General features: G+C 44.2%; 13 protein-coding genes. 6 read left to right on the forward strand and 7 right to left on the reverse strand.

The features are described 5' to 3' along the window. The first annotated feature begins 238 nt into the window (after positions 1 to 238). The gene (locus DS891_RS16395; RefSeq protein ID WP_174170365.1) at positions 239 to 1,552 is read left to right on the forward strand and encodes an AAA family ATPase; all 1,314 of its coding nucleotides are present in this window, start codon (positions 239 to 241) and stop codon (positions 1,550 to 1,552) included. 473 nt (positions 1,553 to 2,025) lie between these two features. Here DS891_RS16395 and DS891_RS16400 read toward each other — a convergent pair whose 3' ends face one another. The 3 genes from DS891_RS16400 to DS891_RS16410 all read right to left on the reverse strand — a co-directional run bounded on the left by DS891_RS16400 (position 2,026) and on the right by DS891_RS16410 (position 8,047). Further along, positions 2,026 to 3,909, reverse strand: a complete 1,884-nt coding sequence (locus DS891_RS16400) for a hypothetical protein (protein ID WP_174170366.1) — start codon at positions 3,907 to 3,909, stop codon at positions 2,026 to 2,028. A gap of 137 nt (positions 3,910 to 4,046) precedes the next feature. Beyond that, positions 4,047 to 6,479 (reverse strand): YbcC family protein, encoded by a 2,433-nt coding sequence (locus DS891_RS16405; protein WP_174170367.1) that lies wholly within the window; start codon positions 6,477 to 6,479, stop codon positions 4,047 to 4,049. After that, the gene (locus DS891_RS16410; protein WP_174170520.1) at positions 6,479 to 8,047 is read right to left on the reverse strand and encodes an NADH-quinone oxidoreductase subunit L; all 1,569 of its coding nucleotides are present in this window, start codon (positions 8,045 to 8,047) and stop codon (positions 6,479 to 6,481) included. Before DS891_RS16410 ends, DS891_RS16405 begins: the two co-directional genes overlap by 1 nt. A 110-nt stretch (positions 8,048 to 8,157) precedes the next feature. Here DS891_RS16410 and DS891_RS16415 point away from each other — a divergent pair, with 110 nt between their 5' ends. Together DS891_RS16415 and DS891_RS16420 are read left to right on the forward strand one after the other, a co-directional pair. Further along, positions 8,158 to 9,051 carry a LysR family transcriptional regulator gene (locus DS891_RS16415; protein ID WP_174170368.1) on the forward strand — a complete coding sequence of 298 codons (894 nt, stop codon included), beginning with the start codon at positions 8,158 to 8,160 and terminating at the stop codon, positions 9,049 to 9,051. A gap of 164 nt (positions 9,052 to 9,215) precedes the next feature. After that, positions 9,216 to 10,835: a DUF342 domain-containing protein gene (locus DS891_RS16420; protein ID WP_174170369.1), complete on the forward strand. Its 1,620-nt coding sequence runs from the start codon at positions 9,216 to 9,218 to the stop codon at positions 10,833 to 10,835. A gap of 13 nt (positions 10,836 to 10,848) precedes the next feature. Here the strand turns inward: DS891_RS16420 and mutM are convergent, their stop codons facing one another. Then, a complete protein-coding gene (gene mutM / locus DS891_RS16425) occupies positions 10,849 to 11,658 on the reverse strand; it encodes a bifunctional DNA-formamidopyrimidine glycosylase/DNA-(apurinic or apyrimidinic site) lyase (RefSeq protein WP_174170370.1) in 810 nt (269 codons plus the stop codon). 24 nt (positions 11,659 to 11,682) lie between these two features. Then, complete coding sequence (locus tag DS891_RS16430) at positions 11,683 to 12,168, reverse strand: hypothetical protein (protein ID WP_174170371.1); 486 nt, start codon at positions 12,166 to 12,168, stop codon at positions 11,683 to 11,685. Between the two features lie 207 nt (positions 12,169 to 12,375). Between DS891_RS16430 and DS891_RS16435 the strand changes: the two genes are divergently transcribed. The 3 genes from DS891_RS16435 (at position 12,376) to DS891_RS16445 (ending at position 14,780) form a co-directional block, all read left to right on the forward strand. After that, positions 12,376 to 13,299 (forward strand): manganese-dependent inorganic pyrophosphatase, encoded by a 924-nt coding sequence (locus DS891_RS16435; RefSeq protein ID WP_010605724.1) that lies wholly within the window; start codon positions 12,376 to 12,378, stop codon positions 13,297 to 13,299. Positions 13,300 to 13,334: 35 nt separating this feature from the next. Continuing rightward, the gene (locus tag DS891_RS16440; RefSeq protein ID WP_174170372.1) at positions 13,335 to 14,015 is read left to right on the forward strand and encodes a helix-turn-helix transcriptional regulator; all 681 of its coding nucleotides are present in this window, start codon (positions 13,335 to 13,337) and stop codon (positions 14,013 to 14,015) included. Between the two features lie 63 nt (positions 14,016 to 14,078). After that, a complete protein-coding gene (locus DS891_RS16445; RefSeq protein WP_174170373.1) occupies positions 14,079 to 14,780 on the forward strand; it encodes a transglutaminase family protein in 702 nt (233 codons plus the stop codon). Between the two features lie 57 nt (positions 14,781 to 14,837). On the opposite strand, the gene DS891_RS16450 is transcribed toward DS891_RS16445, so the two are convergent. Next, the gene (locus DS891_RS16450; protein ID WP_010605727.1) at positions 14,838 to 15,881 is read right to left on the reverse strand and encodes a sensor domain-containing diguanylate cyclase; all 1,044 of its coding nucleotides are present in this window, start codon (positions 15,879 to 15,881) and stop codon (positions 14,838 to 14,840) included. A 211-nt stretch (positions 15,882 to 16,092) separates the two neighbouring features. Then, a complete protein-coding gene (gene panP, locus DS891_RS16455) occupies positions 16,093 to 17,721 on the reverse strand; it encodes a pyridoxal-dependent aspartate 1-decarboxylase PanP (protein WP_174170374.1) in 1,629 nt (542 codons plus the stop codon). Positions 17,722 to 18,028: the final 307 nt, after the last annotated feature.

Genomic DNA, 18,028 nt, shown 5'->3' on the forward strand with positions numbered 1-18,028 from the left:
CTGTGGGCAGGGTTAGTGTGTGCCTAAGTGGCGTGAATTAAGGCTTTGCCCATACTGCCCCAAAAGCCCAAGGGATGAGTGCCAAAAGCTTTCTCAAAAAGGGAAAGTCTTGCTCAATTAGAACGCCACAACACTTTTACGCGCATAAAAATGTAAATTATCACACTTTTCTGCGCGTAAAAGTGTAGACTGAGTTATACTACAGGCAGTTAACAATCTTAATTGGCGGGAAATAACAGTGCAGCGTAACTTACTTAGCGCCTTAATGGCATGGAAAAACCAATCTGTACGCAAGCCATTATTAATCGATGGCGCAAGACAAACAGGTAAAACCTATCTGCTGCAAGAGTTGTTTGGTAACACCTTTGCCAACATCCTTCGTATCGACTTTCTTGAAAATCCCGCCTACAAAGAAGCGTTCGATGGCTCACTCTCACCTGACGAGCTAATAATGAACATTGAGCTTTTGACCAATCAGGTGTTCAACCCAGAAACCGATCTGCTGATATTAGATGAAATTGGCGAATGTGAGCGTGCCGTTACCTCACTTAAGTACTTTGCCGAGAAAGCCCCCTCCTATTTTGTCGCTGCCAGCGGTTCAAATATTGGTTTGCTCAACACCTTCCCTGTGGGCAAGGTAGAACAATACAATTTACGACCACTGACCTTCCAAGAATTTATTTATGCATCAAACGAGCAAGCGCTGATCAAAGCGTTTGACAGTCAAGCAAGCACACCTGCGGTGCACACTAAATTGATGGATAAACTAACAGATTACTTTTTTACCGGTGGTATGCCGGAAGCCGTTTCTGCTTGGTATCAGTTTAAAGATTCAAGCATTTTAGAGCGGGTTGAAAAAGTCACAAAAATTCATGCCGATTTAGTTGCAGGTTATCGCCGCGATTTTGGTAAGTACGCAGGCAAGGTCGATGCTAAACTAATTGAATCTGTGTTTAATAGCATTCCAGCGCAGCTATCACTTGTCAGCGATGAGTCCGTTAAACGCTTTAAATTTAAACATGTGCATGAGCGTAAATCTCGTTATAGCGATTTTGAAACCGCGATCCATTGGCTTCATTGCTGCCGTTTAGCTTTGCCAAACTACCCTGTTGAAGGATTGCCAAAATCGCCACTAGCGGCCTATAAAAAAGAAAATATGGTTAAATTGTTTCTATTTGATGTGGGGCTGCTTAATCATATGCTAGGCAGCAGTTATAAAGAGATTAAGCAACAAAGCTATGAATACAAAGGTTACGTGGCTGAAAACTTCGTGCAGCAAGAGCTCACAGCCATCGGCGTTGACCCAAGTTACTCATGGAATGACGCCCGCGCCGAAATCGAATTTATTTTGGCAACCGATGAAGGCGATATCATCCCTGTTGAAGTCAAAAGTGGTAACCGTACAAGGGCAAAATCGTTGGCATCTTATGTTGAAAAATGTGCACCAAGTAAAACTTTTAAGTTAACTGGTACACAAGGCTCATCAGCGTTAGAACAAACCAAAATCGTAATGCCTTTGTATTTCACGCAGTATTTACCTCAGAGATGGTAAAAGCGCGTTGCTTAGCCCCCGAGGTCTACATAAAGTTACTTCAAAGGTAACAATCTGTAGACCTTGATACCTGATATTCGGACACTCAGTCTTACCTCTATTGGATACCATAGTATCCATATTGAGCTTATTTCTATTGAAATGGACACCATAATGTCCACTTCAGGCTAGGTGAGTTTTCTGCTGACTCATCACTATCGCATAGAACCAGTAAAAAAATAGCCAAATTATGTTGACGGAAATCCCGCTCGATAAAGCCCTTCAAAACCTCTATTTTTAAGTCCTAACAGCAGCATAAAAACGGCACTGTTTTTCCGTAGTCATAGCCAAGGAGCACCACTAAGATTTAGTAAAAGCCATAGACAAGTGGTGGGCAGTTTGGTGGGAAAACAGGCATTTTTGAGCGGTTTCTTTTCAGTAAGTTTTTGAGTTTTTAAATGTTTAGATTGCCACCCGAGGGTGGCATTTTCATTTTACTCTTCTTTATTTTCGAGTGCTTCTTCTCGGCGCAGATAGGCGCCGGCTTCATCACTACTTGCACGCAGTTGGTGGTTTTGATCCACCGCTCTCGTTTGCTGATTGAGTTGGTACACTTGTGAGGCATTGCCTAAATCGCGCTCGCTGGTAATTGCGGCGATGGATTCTCGGTCTTTTAAGAAGCTAATCACATCTTTACGGATGTCGCTTAGCTGTGCATCGTCTTTATGCATTTCTAAAATATGTCTTGGGTGCTCTAGGTTTTTCATGCCCGTTGCAGCGAAGGTCGTTGATACTATTCTCGACACCACTACCCAAGGGGTAATACTGCTGCGTACTAGCGTATTTTCAGAGCGTGTAGAATCGTGAATGCCAGTACCTGTTGATATTTTAGACTCAGTAAATGTCCCTTCACATTTAAAATAAACCAGCAGAGATTCAAACTGCATCTCGGCATAGAATACGTGTGCAGCATTGGTTAGCATTGATGCAAACGATTTAATCAATAGGCCACTTAGCAGTAAATGTACGGCTACCATCACAACGGCGCTAAATGACGCGATGTTTTCTTCGCTGAAGGCACTAGAAAAATTACTGATATTGGCGCTCGTTACATAGTGGTAAATATCTACTACGGCATAAGCAAAAAAGACGCTTAATCCAAGAGTTACTAGCAGCAGTAAGTTACCACCGAGCAAGGATAAAAACCTAAAGCGTTCAAATGATTTACCTAAATCTAAAGGCATTACTTTAGGTTGTACTTCTTGGATCATTTCGCCTTTAAAGCCACCTTTACCATCAACTTGTTCTTGCAAGCTGGGATCTAGCTCACGATAAACTCGGTTTGGTACTTCTTTATATCGGCGATTAGCCATCACCAAGTTGTCTAAGTTAATAAATATCTCATTTGGATGTACTGATTCTTGCCAGTTTTCTCTTAACTCAGACACTTCAACCACTGGGTTTACTTTGTCTAAACGCGCTTTAAGCATAACAGCAATAATGGCGCTACAGCCAAGTGCAAGCACGATAACGCCTGTGAGATAAGCCCAAGTATGAAGACTAGGTAACGGCGCAAAAAAGAGCTCAATATTGGCTTTACTTAACTTTCCTTCATCCATGATGTAAGACAAAGTTAGACCTATCAAGATTGGTAGCACAAAAGAGAGCGAAATCACTTTAGTGAGGGTCGCACTCCCCAAAGATTCAATAGCATGTTCCGCTTTGCGTGAAATCGGTTTAGCCGCGCTATACCAGCATGACAAAATATATATCATCAGTAAGGTGCTATAGATTGGAAAAGTCAGCTCCCCAGCATCACCGGCAAAGCCCGACAGCGATACAAACGCCACCACGCCATAAAGCACAAGTGCGGTTAATGTACTCACCCATGCACCAAATAAGCGTTGGCTCATATTTCTGATAGGATAAGGGAGAAAGAGTAATTTAGGTGCAATGCTGTGAAGTAAACGCGATAAGAATCCCTTAGGCTCTACAAAAGTGCTATTCTTTCGGCCAATCAACATTTCTTCTAGCGTTTTCGCCGCATAAGCGACATCAGCCTTTTCTTGCTTGGCAGTTGAAGTTTCTGATTTACTGAAGTTATAAGCTAAAGAGGTGGGATGGTTACGACCCACAAAAAAGCGCAGCGTTGCATATATTCCTTTTGCAAGAGAAGTGATCCCAAAGCCTAAAATCAACATGCCAAATAGCATGATGATCCAACCCATACCCGCATCGCTCTTAACGGAGCTGGCGGCAATCACCAGTAATGCAATTCCAGCAATAGTTTGTATTGCACCACGAATAGCTGTGATTTTACCTTCCGTTTTAAATGGGTTTTTAAGCCCTAAATCAATAGAGCCATAATCAAAAGCCACTAGCAGCCTCCTTGTATAAACAGTCCAATGTCGGTGGCTAGGAGGTCGTCTAGTTTACGTAGCGTCCAGCCACACCTTTTAATTTCTGCAATACTCTGCACAATAACTTGTTAAGTTGCAACGAGTTTCGTTTGAATTCAAAGAAGTTCCCACTTCCTGTTATCAAATCGTCTAACTTCATTACAGTTAGGCGAAATAGACAGAAGATAAAGCCACTCGTTTTCTACCAATTGTTTTACAACTGGGTGTGCTGCCATGATTTGCTCTAGTGCTTCGGTTGGTGCTTGTACAATTACGCTCAAACGTTGTGGGGTATGCATCCATTTTTCACCGTTATGAACGGATTGCATTGGCAGGCCAATTCGCAAATCTCCGCCATTGCCTTCAAACACTCCTATTCTCCCCCCCACTACATTATGCAACACCTTGTTACCACTGCCGTATTTGTGGATATCGGTTACCGAAGCGTTATATTGCATATTGATCCAGTTAGTGACGAGCATAGGGGCGGTTAAAATAGCTGTTAACTGACTAAAGTCTTGGTCTTGCTCCGCGCTGTATTCATGCAAAAAGACTCGGCCTTGCAAGTCAACACCCTGCGTAACTTGTCTCGGCGCGACCACAAATGCTGCATTGTTGGCAAGGCCCCATTCCGGCCTGACTTGAGACCAATCTTTAGTACGGGCTATAAATCGCTGCTCTAATTGCTGCTCAGATAATTCTTTACCAGTTATCACGAGTGTATGAGCGCGCTCTACTCGAGCCAGATGCGCTGCCTGCTTTAACCAGCGGGTTATCTCTGTATCTATTTCGCCATAGGGGGTAATTGTTTCAGTGGTGGTATTATGTAGCGCTGCAACAAAACGGGTTTGCGACGGAATAGCGATGCCTAGCGCGATTAATTCTGCGCGTACCGCTTGGTCATTAAGAAGTTGCGCGAGTACTTTAACATTCACTTCTCCCGATTGGCCGCCACATGCACCACATTGCAGTCCAGCTTCATGTAAATTATTGGTGGTATGTGCTCCGTGGCCAACCAATAGGACTGTATCAGCAAATTCAGTCAGTCCCATCCCTTTTACTATGCCAGCTGCGAGTTTAGCTTGCTCCAAAACAGTAACTTCGTGTTCGCCCTGTTTTAATTGCCACTTTCTTGAATCAATATGACTATCGACGGGATGATGAGTTTTTTGCAGTGAAAACACTTTGCTAAATAGCTGATAAAAGTAACTCATCCCCATCGACTCCACCATCGAAAATGAAGCAGCCGCAGAGTGAGACCAGCTATGCCAACGGCCAGCTTGCTGCCGTTTTGTGGCAAGGTGCTGGGTTGCGGGCGTTTGTATTGCGGTGATTGGTGCTTTTAATAATCCGGGTAACTGTGGCCGACTAAAACGGCAGTTAGTAGCATGATAATCAATAGGTAGGCCAAAAAAACCAGCATAGCCTATGGTTTGAATGCCTGCGTTTTGAGTTTCTAACGCACGGCGGATCACCTCTGAGCGCACATCAATACAAAAAGCCGCTTGTAAGGTTGGTGTAGCTTGCTCACGAGCCTCCTCAGATTTTACCTGCTGAGTCTTTAGCTGCCCCACTAAAGTGACTTGATAACTGAGCTCGAGTGCCCGCTGAAATACCAGGCGCGGCAACAATGCCTTTTTATGTTCAATCACAATCTCAGCAAGTTGCTGCTTTTGCTTGTTCCAATGGTATTGAATACGAGTAAAGGTCGTTGGATGGCGCTCACTCACATAACGCCAAATCACCAGCTCCCACGCCATTCGAATTGCCAGTAGCGCACGCATATCGGAAGCCGGATGCTGGGCAAGATCTGCTTGCCAGCGTTCATAAGCCGCCCAAGATGCCCAACCATTAATATCTAACAGTAGCATGTGTGCATAATCACTCAGCTCATTAAAACCAATCTCTAAGGTGTCGACAGCGAGTGCAATTAAAGACTCAGGAGACGTTGGCAAAGCCTTAAAGTAATCCACTAAGCCCGACTCCCCCATGACGATGCTTATCCCCAAGTCTCGCGATACGGTTTCATACCAGTGGCGATACAAACAGAGTTTATCCTCACCTTGGGTTTGTTTGAGAATAGGCTGCACCTGCTGATAATGCGCGGCGCAAAATTGGCTAATTTGGTGGCTGATCTCCTCTTGCCATGGCATCTTATGCTCTGAGCGATAACGGTCAAGTAAATCCGCTAATGTATGCCAATGTGGCAACTCGCCGCAGTGACTTTTTTTGAGCCAATTAAGTAGCGCATTGGTGCTGCGATCCACCGCATAATGTGCCGCAGATTGCTGCAATGCTTGCTCTGAAATCGCCTCTTGCTGCCATTTTTCAAGATAAAATGCCACGGGCATCAGCATTCTAACCTGTGCCAACGCACTCATTTTATTGACCACCGCATCAAAGGGCAGATCGCGCATTCCCCAAAATGGATTCACTGCGATCAATTGATCGAGTGGCCAAGTTGGCGCAATGCGTGTTTCTGCGCTCAGGAGTTGTTGCTGTTGCGGCTTGGATAGCTGAGTCTGTTTGTTATTTTGTATGTCTATCATTACTTCTGCTCCTCGTACCCTGCAGCATAGCGATGAATGGCTAGGTGTTTCTGCTTTTTAATACTTGGCAAATGGACGGGCCAAAGTAATATGGTTAATCGCGTCATCCACTCGTCTAAGTACAGGCCGGCATACAACACCCGAGAGAGTTTTTGCACCGTTACCAAATGTGCGCGGTAATAGAGCAGATAATTTACTACGATGAGTAACACTACTAAGCTGAGCAACCAAATATCAGCACCATCGAGTGCTTGCGCTCTAAGATCATTTGGTAGCGCGACCACCAAGTACAATAGCCATTTTTGCGCACTATAGGCTGCCAACAACACAACGGCTGCGGTGATGATTCTAAAATAGCTGCTAGGGGCTTGCGCCTCAAAACGCAGTGCTAGCCACACCGTTAATGCGCCAACCATTAATCCCCAAATACTGATAGGACCTTGATATTCAATGACGACTGCAGCAGCTGTCGTGAGGCCAGTTGCCACGACAAGTGCAATAAGCCATTGCCATAAGGGCGGTTCAAGCTGGTCGCTCAAGCGACGAGTCAAATCTTCATGGATCCACTGGCTTGAGTTTAAAAATGCGTGGGCTTTGTAGGCTGAATGCGCCAATAAGTGTAACAGCGCTAATTCATATAGCCCCAAAGCACACTCCACTAGCATCAACCCCATTTGTGCACAGGTTGACCAAGCCAAGCGCACTTTTAAACTGATCCGCGTTGTCATGATAAGCGCGGCCAATAATGTCGTTATTCCTGCCACGATCAAGATCAGCCATTTCGCAGCTTCTACGCGTAAAATCAAAGGGCCAAACACCATCACCAAAAAACCACCCAGATTAATGATCCCTGCATGCAGCAGCGCACTTACCGGTGTGGGTGATTCAACCACTTGCATCAACCAGCCATGCACTGGCAGTTGCGCGCATTTTATCAGCGCCACAATTGCGAGTAAGCCAGCTGCTGATTGCTCTAGCACAGTCAGTGTCGTTGAGTGAGTTAAGTAATAGTCGGTGATGTCATTAAGCCGGAGCATGCCAGTGCTGAGGTAGATACAAATAAAAGCCCCCAGCAATGCACTTTCTGCCAAGCGCGCCAAAATAAACTTTTTGTGTGCGGCCAATGCCGCTCTCGGGCGGTTAGGATAAAACAGCAGTAGACGGTGTAGGCTCAAACTAATGCCAACCCAAGCCAACCAAAATAGGATTAAGTGATTACTGAGCACCACAATAGTCACGCTCAGTAATGTCGTGAGTAGATAGCGAAAATAGCGGCCTCGGTGTTTTTCACCATGTAAATAGTGAATAGAGTAACGCAGTAAAATAAAGCTCATAAAGCCAATCAATGACACCACGCTAAGCCGTAAAAAGTTTATTTCAAACAGGCTACTGGCAGTATCACCTTGTGTTGCCCAACTCCCCCAGCCAAAAGCGATACAAATTGCCACACCAATAGCAAAACCGTTCGCGATACGAAATAACCCAGCGTTACTACGAGACGCTTTGCTCATGAAAGACGCAGCAATCAAAAAGTGTAATAGCAACAACACCACTAAGATATTAATCATCACTTTCTATGCTTCTCACCTAAGTCTTGAATCAGGTCATTATTCCAACCTTTTTAATTTAATAAAAATAGATATAATTTAACTATTCGTTCTGTTTTACTTATATATAGATGAGCCGACTTAATTATCACCACCTTTACTACTTTTGGCAGGTTGCCAAGCTCGGAAACCTGACTCAAGCCGCTAAAGAATTACATGTTTCGCAATCTGCGCTCTCTGCGCAAATCAAACAGTTGGAACACAATGTCGGGGTATCACTATTTGAGCGCGTAGGCCGCAGCCTAATGCTCACCGATCAGGGTAAAAAGGTGCTGAGCTATGCCGATGATATTTTTACCACGGGGCAAGAACTCGAAGCCTTGCTAAGCAAAGGCGTACAGTCAACCACCCATGTAACTATTGGGGTGTTGACCACTCTGTCACGTAACTTTGTAGAAGCTTTTATTAGCCCTTTGATGCGGCGCAGCGATGTGCAATTTAAATTAAAGTCAGGCAGTATTTCAGAGCTACTCAACGGCTTAACCAATTATGAGCTGGATTTAGTGCTTACCAACCGAACAATAAACCTAGATACTTCAGATCCCTATTGGCAGTGCCAACTAGTTGCCAAGCAACCGCTGGCGATCATTGGTCCGCCTGCCCTCAAGCCAAGCACGCCATTTCCGCAAGGCTTTGAAAAAACACGCTGGATCTTGCCACCTGCCAACTCAGATTTACGCACCGCATTTAATGCGCTGTGCGCTCAGTATCAGTATTTCCCCAATATTTTGGCAGAGGTCGACGATATGGCGATGATGCGACTACTGGCACGAGATAGTGGCGCGGTGGCCGTTTTACCTGCCGTAGTAGTAAAAGACGAAATAGCCCAAGGGGTGCTACAGCAATATCAGGAACTACCTAATATTTATGAGTATTTTTATGCGATTTCAACACAGAAAAAGGTTGTTCCTGAAGCAATTAAAATCCTGCTGCAAGAAGCGCGTGATAAGCCCACACATTTTTAAGCACGCTGATTTTTATTCACCTGAAAGTATTAGAAAATCACGATTTATTTCTATTTTTTAACTTAACCCATATTAACGTAAGAAAATTGGCCTAAGCACTTGACCAATTGATGTTTATTTAGCAAGCTGAAACTATAGGATAAAAATTCAACGAGGCAGTTATCGTGTTCAAGCTTGCGCACAATGGCAATATCTTAATGGATGTGAAGTCTGCTTCACCGCCAAGTGCTGCGTTTGTGATTGAAGCCCTTGAAAAATCACAATTTGCCGACTGTGAAATTGATCACGACTCGATTAATGCCTTTTTCCAGAGCGACTTTCCAGAGAGCCAAATCGTCGTTGCTAAACAACATGATGCCGAATTTGAAGTCACCTTAAGTGACGATAAAATGCAGGCCTTTGGGCAACTTAAAACGGCTCGTGGTGGTAAAGCCGTATCATTAGAAGAGGCAAAAAAAGCCATTGTTAAAGCAGGCGTCAGCCGTGGTTATAAGCAAGCTTACCTAGAAAATATCCTGCGCAAACAGTTTGAACTTCCACCTGGCGAAGAAGCATCTGGATTAATCGCCCAAGGCCGACCACCACAAGACGGCCAGTCAGCAAAATTACTGCCGCATGTACAAACTTTAAAAGAGAGACTCAAACAACCTAGAATGCGTGAAGATGGCACCGTTGACATGCGTGATTTTGGCAAGCTCGCAAGCGTCGCGCCGGGTGATTTACTGGTCACTCAAAAGCCCGCAACACCAGGTAAAGAAGGCTTTACGGTTAGTGGTGAAAGTATTGAAGCAAAGCCCGGCGAATCATTCCAGCTTATGGCGGGTGAAGGCACCGAGATCAACCCCAACAACCCACTAGAGCTTATCGCAACCATTGCAGGTTGCCCCTCTGATATCGCCAACGGTATGCGCGTGGATGATGTATTTACGATTGCCGATGTCACAGTAAAAAGTGGTCATGTCGACTTTAATGGCAGCGTTATAGTTACCCATAATGTGGAGCCGGGTATGCACGTGACTGCACAAGGCGATATCACAGTGCTCGGCACGGTGGAATCTGGAGAACTTATTGCAGGTGGTCATATTGAGGTACGAGGTGGCGTGATCGGCCATGTCGACCATCAAAATAATGAGCAAGGCTTAACCTGCAAGCTTATCGCCAAAGGCAATATTGAGATTGCCCATGGACAATATACTTACCTTGAAGGCGATAACATTATTATCAATAAGCAGAGTAACCACTGCGATATTAAAGCGCAAAAGCTGATACAAGTTGGCACTGGCGATCATCCAAGTGGCAAGTTAATAGGTGGTTCAATCATAGATGCGCAAATGGTGGTAGCGGGAGAGATTGGCAGTGAGTCTGGCGCTAAGATGATGATTTATCTTGCACGCAAAGGCCTTAAAATCACCCAAGAAACCGACACCCTGTTCAAAGAAGTCGCCGCCACCAATGATTCTTTAGATCAACTACAGCAAGCGATTGAAAAAGCAGAGTTAGTAAAAGACGCAGCTAAAAAGCAACAACTCAAAACTAAAATTGGCGCAACACAGATGCACTACTGCCAGCAAGCCGAGCACCTTGAGCAAAAGCTCAGCCAGCTTGATCACGACTTACACGATTTGCTCGACAACACGAAACTTGCAGCAAACAAAGCGCTTCATTCAGGGGTTGAAATTCATATCTTTGATCGCGTGTATAAAACAACCCGCAGTTACCCCCCTTGCTCAGCAACGCTACAAGAAAACCAAGTTAAAATAGACTTTAAAACCGCAGGCTCCTAGCCTGCACTTTGCTCTAGCGCTGACACTTAGCGCAATACACTGTGCTGCGTTGCCCTAGACGTATTTCTTTTAATGGCGTTTCGCAGCTTACGCAAGGCTCACCTTTGCGACCATACACCAGTAACTCTTGAGCAAAGTAACCCGGCTTACCATCACTTTGAGCAAAGTCTTTAAGTGTCGTTCCCCCTTGTTTGATAGCTGCACTTAAGGTTTCCTTGATGATCGGTGTCAGTAATTGGTAGCGTTTAAGTGAAATTTTACCTGCTTCTTTTTTGGGATGGATCCCTGCTTTAAACAAAGATTCATTGGCATAAATATTACCCACACCAACCACCACATGATTATCCATAACAAATTGTTTAATCGGCTGCTTTTTGCCTCTGCTTTTTTCAAATAAGTACTCTGCTGTAAAAAGCTCGGTCAACGGCTCAGGACCCAGCTTTTCAAAAACGCTATGATCTTCGCCTGCACCTTGCCATAAGAAGGCACCAAAGCGACGCGGGTCGTTCAATCTGAGCGACTTACCTGAGGCCAGAATGATCTCCACATGATCATGCTTTTTTAGTGGCTCTTTGCTATCAACAACACGTAAGTTTCCTGACATCCCCAAGTGCAAAATCGCAGTGCCATGCTTGGATTCGATAAGCAAATATTTTGCCCGTCGCTTAACCGCAAGCACCCTCTCACCTTCGAGCAATTGTACTTCCTCTGGTACAGGCCATCTCAGCTTACCATTGTGCACTTTTACGCTTTGGATAATATGTTGCTCTAAATATGGTTGAATGCCTAAACGGCTCACTTCGACTTCTGGTAACTCAGGCATAATTCACTCTATTACTGTGTGGTATTACAATTCTATCGGTAGAAATAATGCTTTGGCTTGCACACTATCAAGCTCAAACCAACGCTGTTGTTGTTTATCAAATAATACAAAGCCATTATCGCTAGGATACAGCTGATAGCTAAGGGGAAGCTCTTGAGTTGCTAGCCAAAACTGCGCAGCGCTCAACGCGGGCTCCAACTGCTTTGGCGCCTCAACAACCAATAGCTGTAAACTTTGCCACTTGGCGACAAGCGCACCTAAGGCATCTTCGCTAAAGGCCTGGTTTGAGCCTTGCGGTAACTCGATACGCCAGCTTGTACCAATGCGTTCAATTTTATAGCCAGGAAATGCCACGGTTAAGACAAAGCTTTGCTCTGGTAGCACAGCTTGAATCTTTGCTTTATCGTCGCTGGGATTCAATTTATAGTGGAGACCGTTGAGAAAAAAGATCATCAGTAACATGGAAAAGATCACCACGTTATTCCACGCCTTACGGCTCATTTGAATCATACCTATCTCCTAAGCGTTTGAACGGTTAGTGTATAATACTAATTTGTATTTATACATGCTCAATTAGCCCTTGCTCACCGAGGCTATTTCGCCTAGTTCAACAATCTGTCGTTACCATCCCCTATCTACGCCAAATTGCGCATTTACACTATTTAAATGACAAGTTATTTTGCTAGAATGTGGGCAAAATTTTAAGGAGTTCCGTCAATGGCAATGTATGTAGTGGGTCATAAGATCCCTGATTCAGATTCAATCTGCGGTGCAATCGCACTTGCTTATTTAAAAAACCAAATTGGTGAAGAAGCAATCCCAACGCGTTTGGGTGAAGTCTCACCGGAGACTCAGTTTATTCTTGACCGTTTTGGTTTTGAAGCACCAGAGCTTAAGATGAGCTATGCTGGCGAAGATGTGTATATCGTTGACCACACTGAAAAAACGCAAGCACCAGACGACATCGATAAAGCAACTGTAGTTGGCGTAGTTGATCACCACAAACTAGGCGACCTTACAACTTCAACACCACTTGAGTGTTGGATCCGCCCTGTTGGCTGTAGTAACACGATTATTAAAATGATGTACGACTTCTACGATGTAGAAATCCCAGCAAATATTGCTGGCATCATGATGTGTGCAATCCTAAGCGACACAGTCATCTTCAAATCACCAACTTGTACTACTGCGGATATCAAATGTGTTGAAGCACTTGCAAAAATCGCGGGTGTTGATGATGCTAAAGAGCTTGGCATGGAAATGTTCAAGGTGAAATCAGCAGTTGAAGGCACACCAATTCGTGACCTGGTCATGCGTGATTTCAAAGACTTTAATATGAATGGCAACCTTGTTGGTATTGGCCAGCTTGAAGTGGTTGATCTTGCTGTATTTGACAAGATCAAAGATGAGCTACATGCCGATATCGCAAAATTAAAAGAAGAAGGTAATCGCCACAGTGTGATGCTGCTACTTACTGATATCATGAAAGAAGGCTCACAAATGCTGATCGCTTCTGATGATGAAGCGATCATCGCAAAAGCATACGACGTTGAGCCTGAAGCTAGCAAAGTATGGTTAGACGGCGTACTGAGCCGTAAAAAGCAAGTTGTACCACCACTGCAAGACGCATTTGCTGGTTAATACTGCTCGCCGAGGCGAAAGTCTCGGCTGTTTTTATGCTGCACCTCACTCCAGGTATATTCGCCTCCTTTGTCAAAGACTTGAATGCTGCGTGCCATTCACATCACCTTATTCAAATTAATCTGCCCTTGAGCGACTGTATCGCGCAAGTCGGTGACAAAACGCTATTTGGCCCAAGCGTAATTGCTAGTGGCGTAGAACATAGCTTAAAAATGACCTCAGGCTGGGTGATATTAGTCGAACCAAAAAGCGTGTATGGCAAGCAACTCCAGAGCAACGGCTGTGCAGCAATCAAGATAAATACTGCACCAAATAGCAATGCCAAGCTTGTCGAGTTAATACGCACAGTAGGACTTACCGAGCTACCAACGACGGATTTAGATCCACGAATTGACCGTGTATTGGCGCAATTAGATACTTGTTTTAATGCACAAACTTGCCTTAAACCCAGTCACTTCAGCGCAAATACGATTGCCGAATCACTTTATCTCTCACCAAGTCGCTTTTTACACCTGTTTACCGAGCAAGTGGGGATAGCATGGCGACCTTATGTGCTGTGGCGCAGGCTGATCTGCTCAGTTGTCGCCATACAACAAGGCAACAACCTTACACAAGCAGCCATGTTCGCGGGGTTTGCAGATAGCGCTCATTTGAGCCGAACATTTAAACGGCAGTTTGGCATTACACCGACTGAGGCATTAAAAACACAAACTTAGCCAGTTTATTCAAGCTTAGTTACCTAAGTTGCATCACACTGCTACCAAAATAGGAGCATAACCATGAAGCAATTTTTAGTAACTACCCCTTTAGTTGATTATCAACATTCAGAGATCCAAAGCTTAATAGAAGCAAAAGGTTGGCGGCAGCTTGATGAAATCACAGCAGCGGAGCAAATCTATAACTTCATCAAAGACGACATAGAGTTTGGTTATAGTGAGACAGATACACTAACTGCAAGCCAAGTGCTTAAGCAAGGCTATGGACAATGTAATACCAAAGGAACATTACTGGTCGCATTGCTAAGGGCTTGTGATATTCCCACCCGAGTTCATGGGTTTGAGATAGCCAACAGTCTTAAACAAGGGTTAATTCCTACCCTACTGGCGTGGTTTGCTCCAAAAAGTATTATCCATAGTTGGGTTGAAGTTTATCTAGAGGAGCGCTGGATAGAGCTTGAAGGTTACATAATTGATGACGGCTACCTTAAGCAGGTTCAGCAGCACTTCCCGATGGCAAAAAACTTTACTGGGTTTGGTATTTCTACTCCCTGTTTACAGCAACCCGATAATCGCTTTTCATTAAATGGTGCATATATTCAAAAGCAAAGTATCACACGCGATTTAGGGCTTTATACAAGTCCAGATGCGCTGTATCAGCAACACAAAAATCTAACTGGCATCAAGCAATGGCTCTATGCACACTGCTTTAGACATTGGATAAACCAAAGGGTAAAGCGCGTCAGAGCCGGACGCTTCAACTAACTTGAACGTGCAATAGCAAATTGGCTGCGATTGTGGTTAGTGTATTCAACGCCACCTCTATTGCGCGGGGATCACGCAGTTGCGGCCTGCAGCTTTGGCTTGATATACCGCGTGATCAACGGCTTTTAATGAATGACCAAAAGGCAAATTGGTATTGACTGCTGCGACCCCAAAGCTTGATGTAATGGTGATCTCCCCTGATGGCGTAGAGATAACCGATTGCTCTATTTCTTGTCGCAGGCGCTCGGCGATCACCATCGCTGAATTTACCGGCGTGTTAGGTAACAGCACAATAAACTCTTCCCCCCCTAAACGACACATACAATCTTCTAACCTCAAGGTATTTACGCAGATCTCAGCAAAGCTTTTTAACACTAAATCACCGGTTTCATGGCCGTGATTATCGTTGATTTTTTTAAAGTGATCTATGTCTAGCATCATCATACTAAATGGATGATCAAAGCGTGCATGACGACTGATCTCACGTTTTGCGTTATCCATTAAAAAACGTCGATTACTCAATCCAGTGAGTGGATCTTTAAACGCCATGTCAGTAAGTTGCAGCTGTAACTGCCATAACTCTTTAACCAGTAATCGGCGACTGCAGCAGTCTGCAATCATCTCCGCAAAAGCAATTTCATCTTTGTGCCACGTACGTACGCCATTATTCCCTTCACAGCACACCACTCCGTGAGGAATACCATTTTTAAAGATCACCGTATCTAACATGGTCACTATGTGGTTTGGGGTTAAATAACATTCTTTAAATTCGGACGTTCTGGGATCGGCGGCAGCGTCATTCGCATCTATCGATTGACCACTGTTGATTGCTGAAAAATAAGCGGGGAAGTTTTCATATGTTAAGGCTGGCAATTGCACCGGTAACTCGTCACCCTGCCAATCTGTATTAGCAACATTGATAAGCTCAGAAGGTTTGTCAAGATCATCAAACAACCAAACGGAAACCCGAGTGACGTCTAAGATAAGCTTACCTTCATCTAGTAAATCAATCAGGAAGCTTTGAAATGTTCCCGATACATCAAGCTCTTGCGAGCTGAGCCGCCTAAGCCTCTGAGTGACATTGCTAAAGTTCTTCAACATAATACGAAGATTTTATTCTTTTCTGCTAGCATAACGCGCCATAATTTTTAAGCATAGTCTTAAATACTAGAATTAACCTATGTTTTGGAATATTTTCACACGATTATGTAAGAAATAAGAATATAAGTAGAGTAATCCGTAAAGGAGGTAATGCTAAAAGGTAATAAGCCTGAGATTATTAAAGTGGCGCGAGGCCACTTTATTCATTGGATTATTTAATATATTTTGCGAGGTATTTTTTAAATACCGGATCTGACATTGCCAATTGGCGTTGCTCGTCCATGATTTCTTTAAGCAAAGACTCTGATGTCAGAGGATTGGCTAAAACCACTCGAAATACCACCGTGGGTTGGCGGTCGTATCGCTCTGGCGTTAAGCGTGTTCGAGAAACAAAAGAGCGGCCCGCTTCACGCTGACGCTTTTGCATGCTTGCAGTAAAACGGTTGAGTGCGGCATAAATCTCTATCTTTTCTTGTTCATCCGCTTGTGCGATTGCCGCTTTTATTTGCTCAGGTACATAGCGATAAGTAAGCAAACATAGCTCAGGTTCAGAGATCAGCTCAAAATCAGGGGTTTGTTTAATTAGTTCAGCAAAATACCGCGCCTTTTCGATCCCTTTATCAATGAGCATCTCATAGCCCTGACGACCAATGACTCGCAGACATGCGTGCACTAACATCGCCATACCAGGACGACTCCCCTCTAAAGTATGACTTCCCAGATCTTTAGAGCCTTTCCGTAAGATGTATTCGGCGTGATGTTCAATTGCATCAGATGCCGCCGGGTCTTTAAATAACACCATACCCGCTCCCATAGGCACGTACATTTGCTTGTGCGCATCTATGGTTATTGAATCTGCTCGCTCCACCCCTTTCAGAAGGTAGCGATTGTTATTCGATAGTAGTGTTGCCCCACCCCAAGCGGCGTCGACATGAAAGTGACAATTGAGTTCTTCAGCTAAATCAGCCATCTCTTCTAGAGGGTCAATATTACCCGTTTCGGTCGTCCCAGCAACACCAACCAAAGCCAGTACTTTTATCCCTTGCGCTTCAAGCTCATTAGCTTTAGCTCGCATGGCGTCAACATCAACCTTATTGTTGCCAGCCGTTTTGATTGAAATGAAGTTATCGCGGCCAATACCTAGCACATCTGCGGCCTTACCCAACGAATAATGGCCTCTTTCAGAAACCAATACCGCTAAGCCTCGGTAACCATAATGTAGCATTGCAGCCACAATACCCGATGCACCAATACCTTTAAATTCACCATCCGCTTTTAATAAGCGGTTTCTTGCAATCCAAAGCGCGGTTATATTCGCAATTGTGCCACCCGAACAAAAAGCACCTAGTGACGTTTTTGCGCTGTGCATCCACTTATCGTAGAAAGCATCATCGCTGCCGTAAACCAAGTGATGCATCATTCCCAATACTTGACGTTCAAGCGGAGTAAAGGCTTTTGACGTTTCAATTTTGACTAGGTTCTGATTGAGTCCCACCATCAACTTCGACAGTGGCAACACAAAATGCGGTAAAGCTGAGGTCATATGCCCAATAAAGCTTGGGGCTGCGGTATGCACTGAGTGGGCAACTAATTGCTCCATGATATCTTGCGCATAGTCGGAGACAAACATCGGCACTTCGGGGATCACCGCCGACTGAAAGTCTTTTTCAACTTCGTGCAGTGGCTTTTCAACTGCCGCAATATTCTCATTTAAAAAGCCAGCCAAATTGCTCGAGATTTCTTGCTCGATTCTGCTTAAAGTTGAATCAGGCGCCTCAGGCACGGTAAATATACGCATTAAGCTTTCTTCAGACGCAACGGCGCAACGCTTTGGACCCATCAATACTACCTAAACATCAAACGGTGCAGTAGCTTACCTACCCATTTTAGAGATTGAGTAGATACAAATTGCACAAGAGATTGTGATACATGAAATGGCTAACTTTACTGTAAAGAAAGGGAATTGTCTTCTATTGTCTAGTTAAAATTCATGAAACATTGACAATTTTATGAAAACCCAACGAAAGTTCAGTGAAAAATACCTTAGTTTCTATTTTACATTCTCGTCAAAAATAAGGTATAAAATGGGGACATAAACCCAACAAAACGGTATATTACCGACTTGCTCGCAACAATGCATTTTATTG

The organism is Pseudoalteromonas sp. JC28 (genome assembly GCF_013319255.1).
GTDB lineage: Bacteria > Pseudomonadota > Gammaproteobacteria > Enterobacterales > Alteromonadaceae > Pseudoalteromonas.

Bases quoted from the DNA above. Each gene is read 5' to 3' on its own strand.
- DS891_RS16440 (WP_174170372.1), top strand. From the start codon at position 13,335: ATGCTGCACCTCACTCCAGGTATATTCGCCTCCTTTGTCAAAGACTTG.
- DS891_RS16410 (WP_174170520.1), bottom strand. From the start codon at position 8,047: ATGATTAATATCTTAGTGGTGTTGTTGCTATTACACTTTTTGATTGCT.
- mutM (WP_174170370.1), bottom strand. From the start codon at position 11,658: ATGCCTGAGTTACCAGAAGTCGAAGTGAGCCGTTTAGGCATTCAACCA.
- DS891_RS16430 (WP_174170371.1), bottom strand. From the start codon at position 12,168: ATGATTCAAATGAGCCGTAAGGCGTGGAATAACGTGGTGATCTTTTCC.
- DS891_RS16415 (WP_174170368.1), top strand. From the start codon at position 8,158: ATGAGCCGACTTAATTATCACCACCTTTACTACTTTTGGCAGGTTGCC.
- DS891_RS16445 (WP_174170373.1), top strand. From the start codon at position 14,079: ATGAAGCAATTTTTAGTAACTACCCCTTTAGTTGATTATCAACATTCA.
- DS891_RS16450 (WP_010605727.1), bottom strand. From the start codon at position 15,881: ATGTTGAAGAACTTTAGCAATGTCACTCAGAGGCTTAGGCGGCTCAGC.
- DS891_RS16435 (WP_010605724.1), top strand. From the start codon at position 12,376: ATGGCAATGTATGTAGTGGGTCATAAGATCCCTGATTCAGATTCAATC.
- DS891_RS16405 (WP_174170367.1), bottom strand. From the start codon at position 6,479: ATGATAGACATACAAAATAACAAACAGACTCAGCTATCCAAGCCGCAA.
- panP (WP_174170374.1), bottom strand. From the start codon at position 17,721: ATGGGTCCAAAGCGTTGCGCCGTTGCGTCTGAAGAAAGCTTAATGCGT.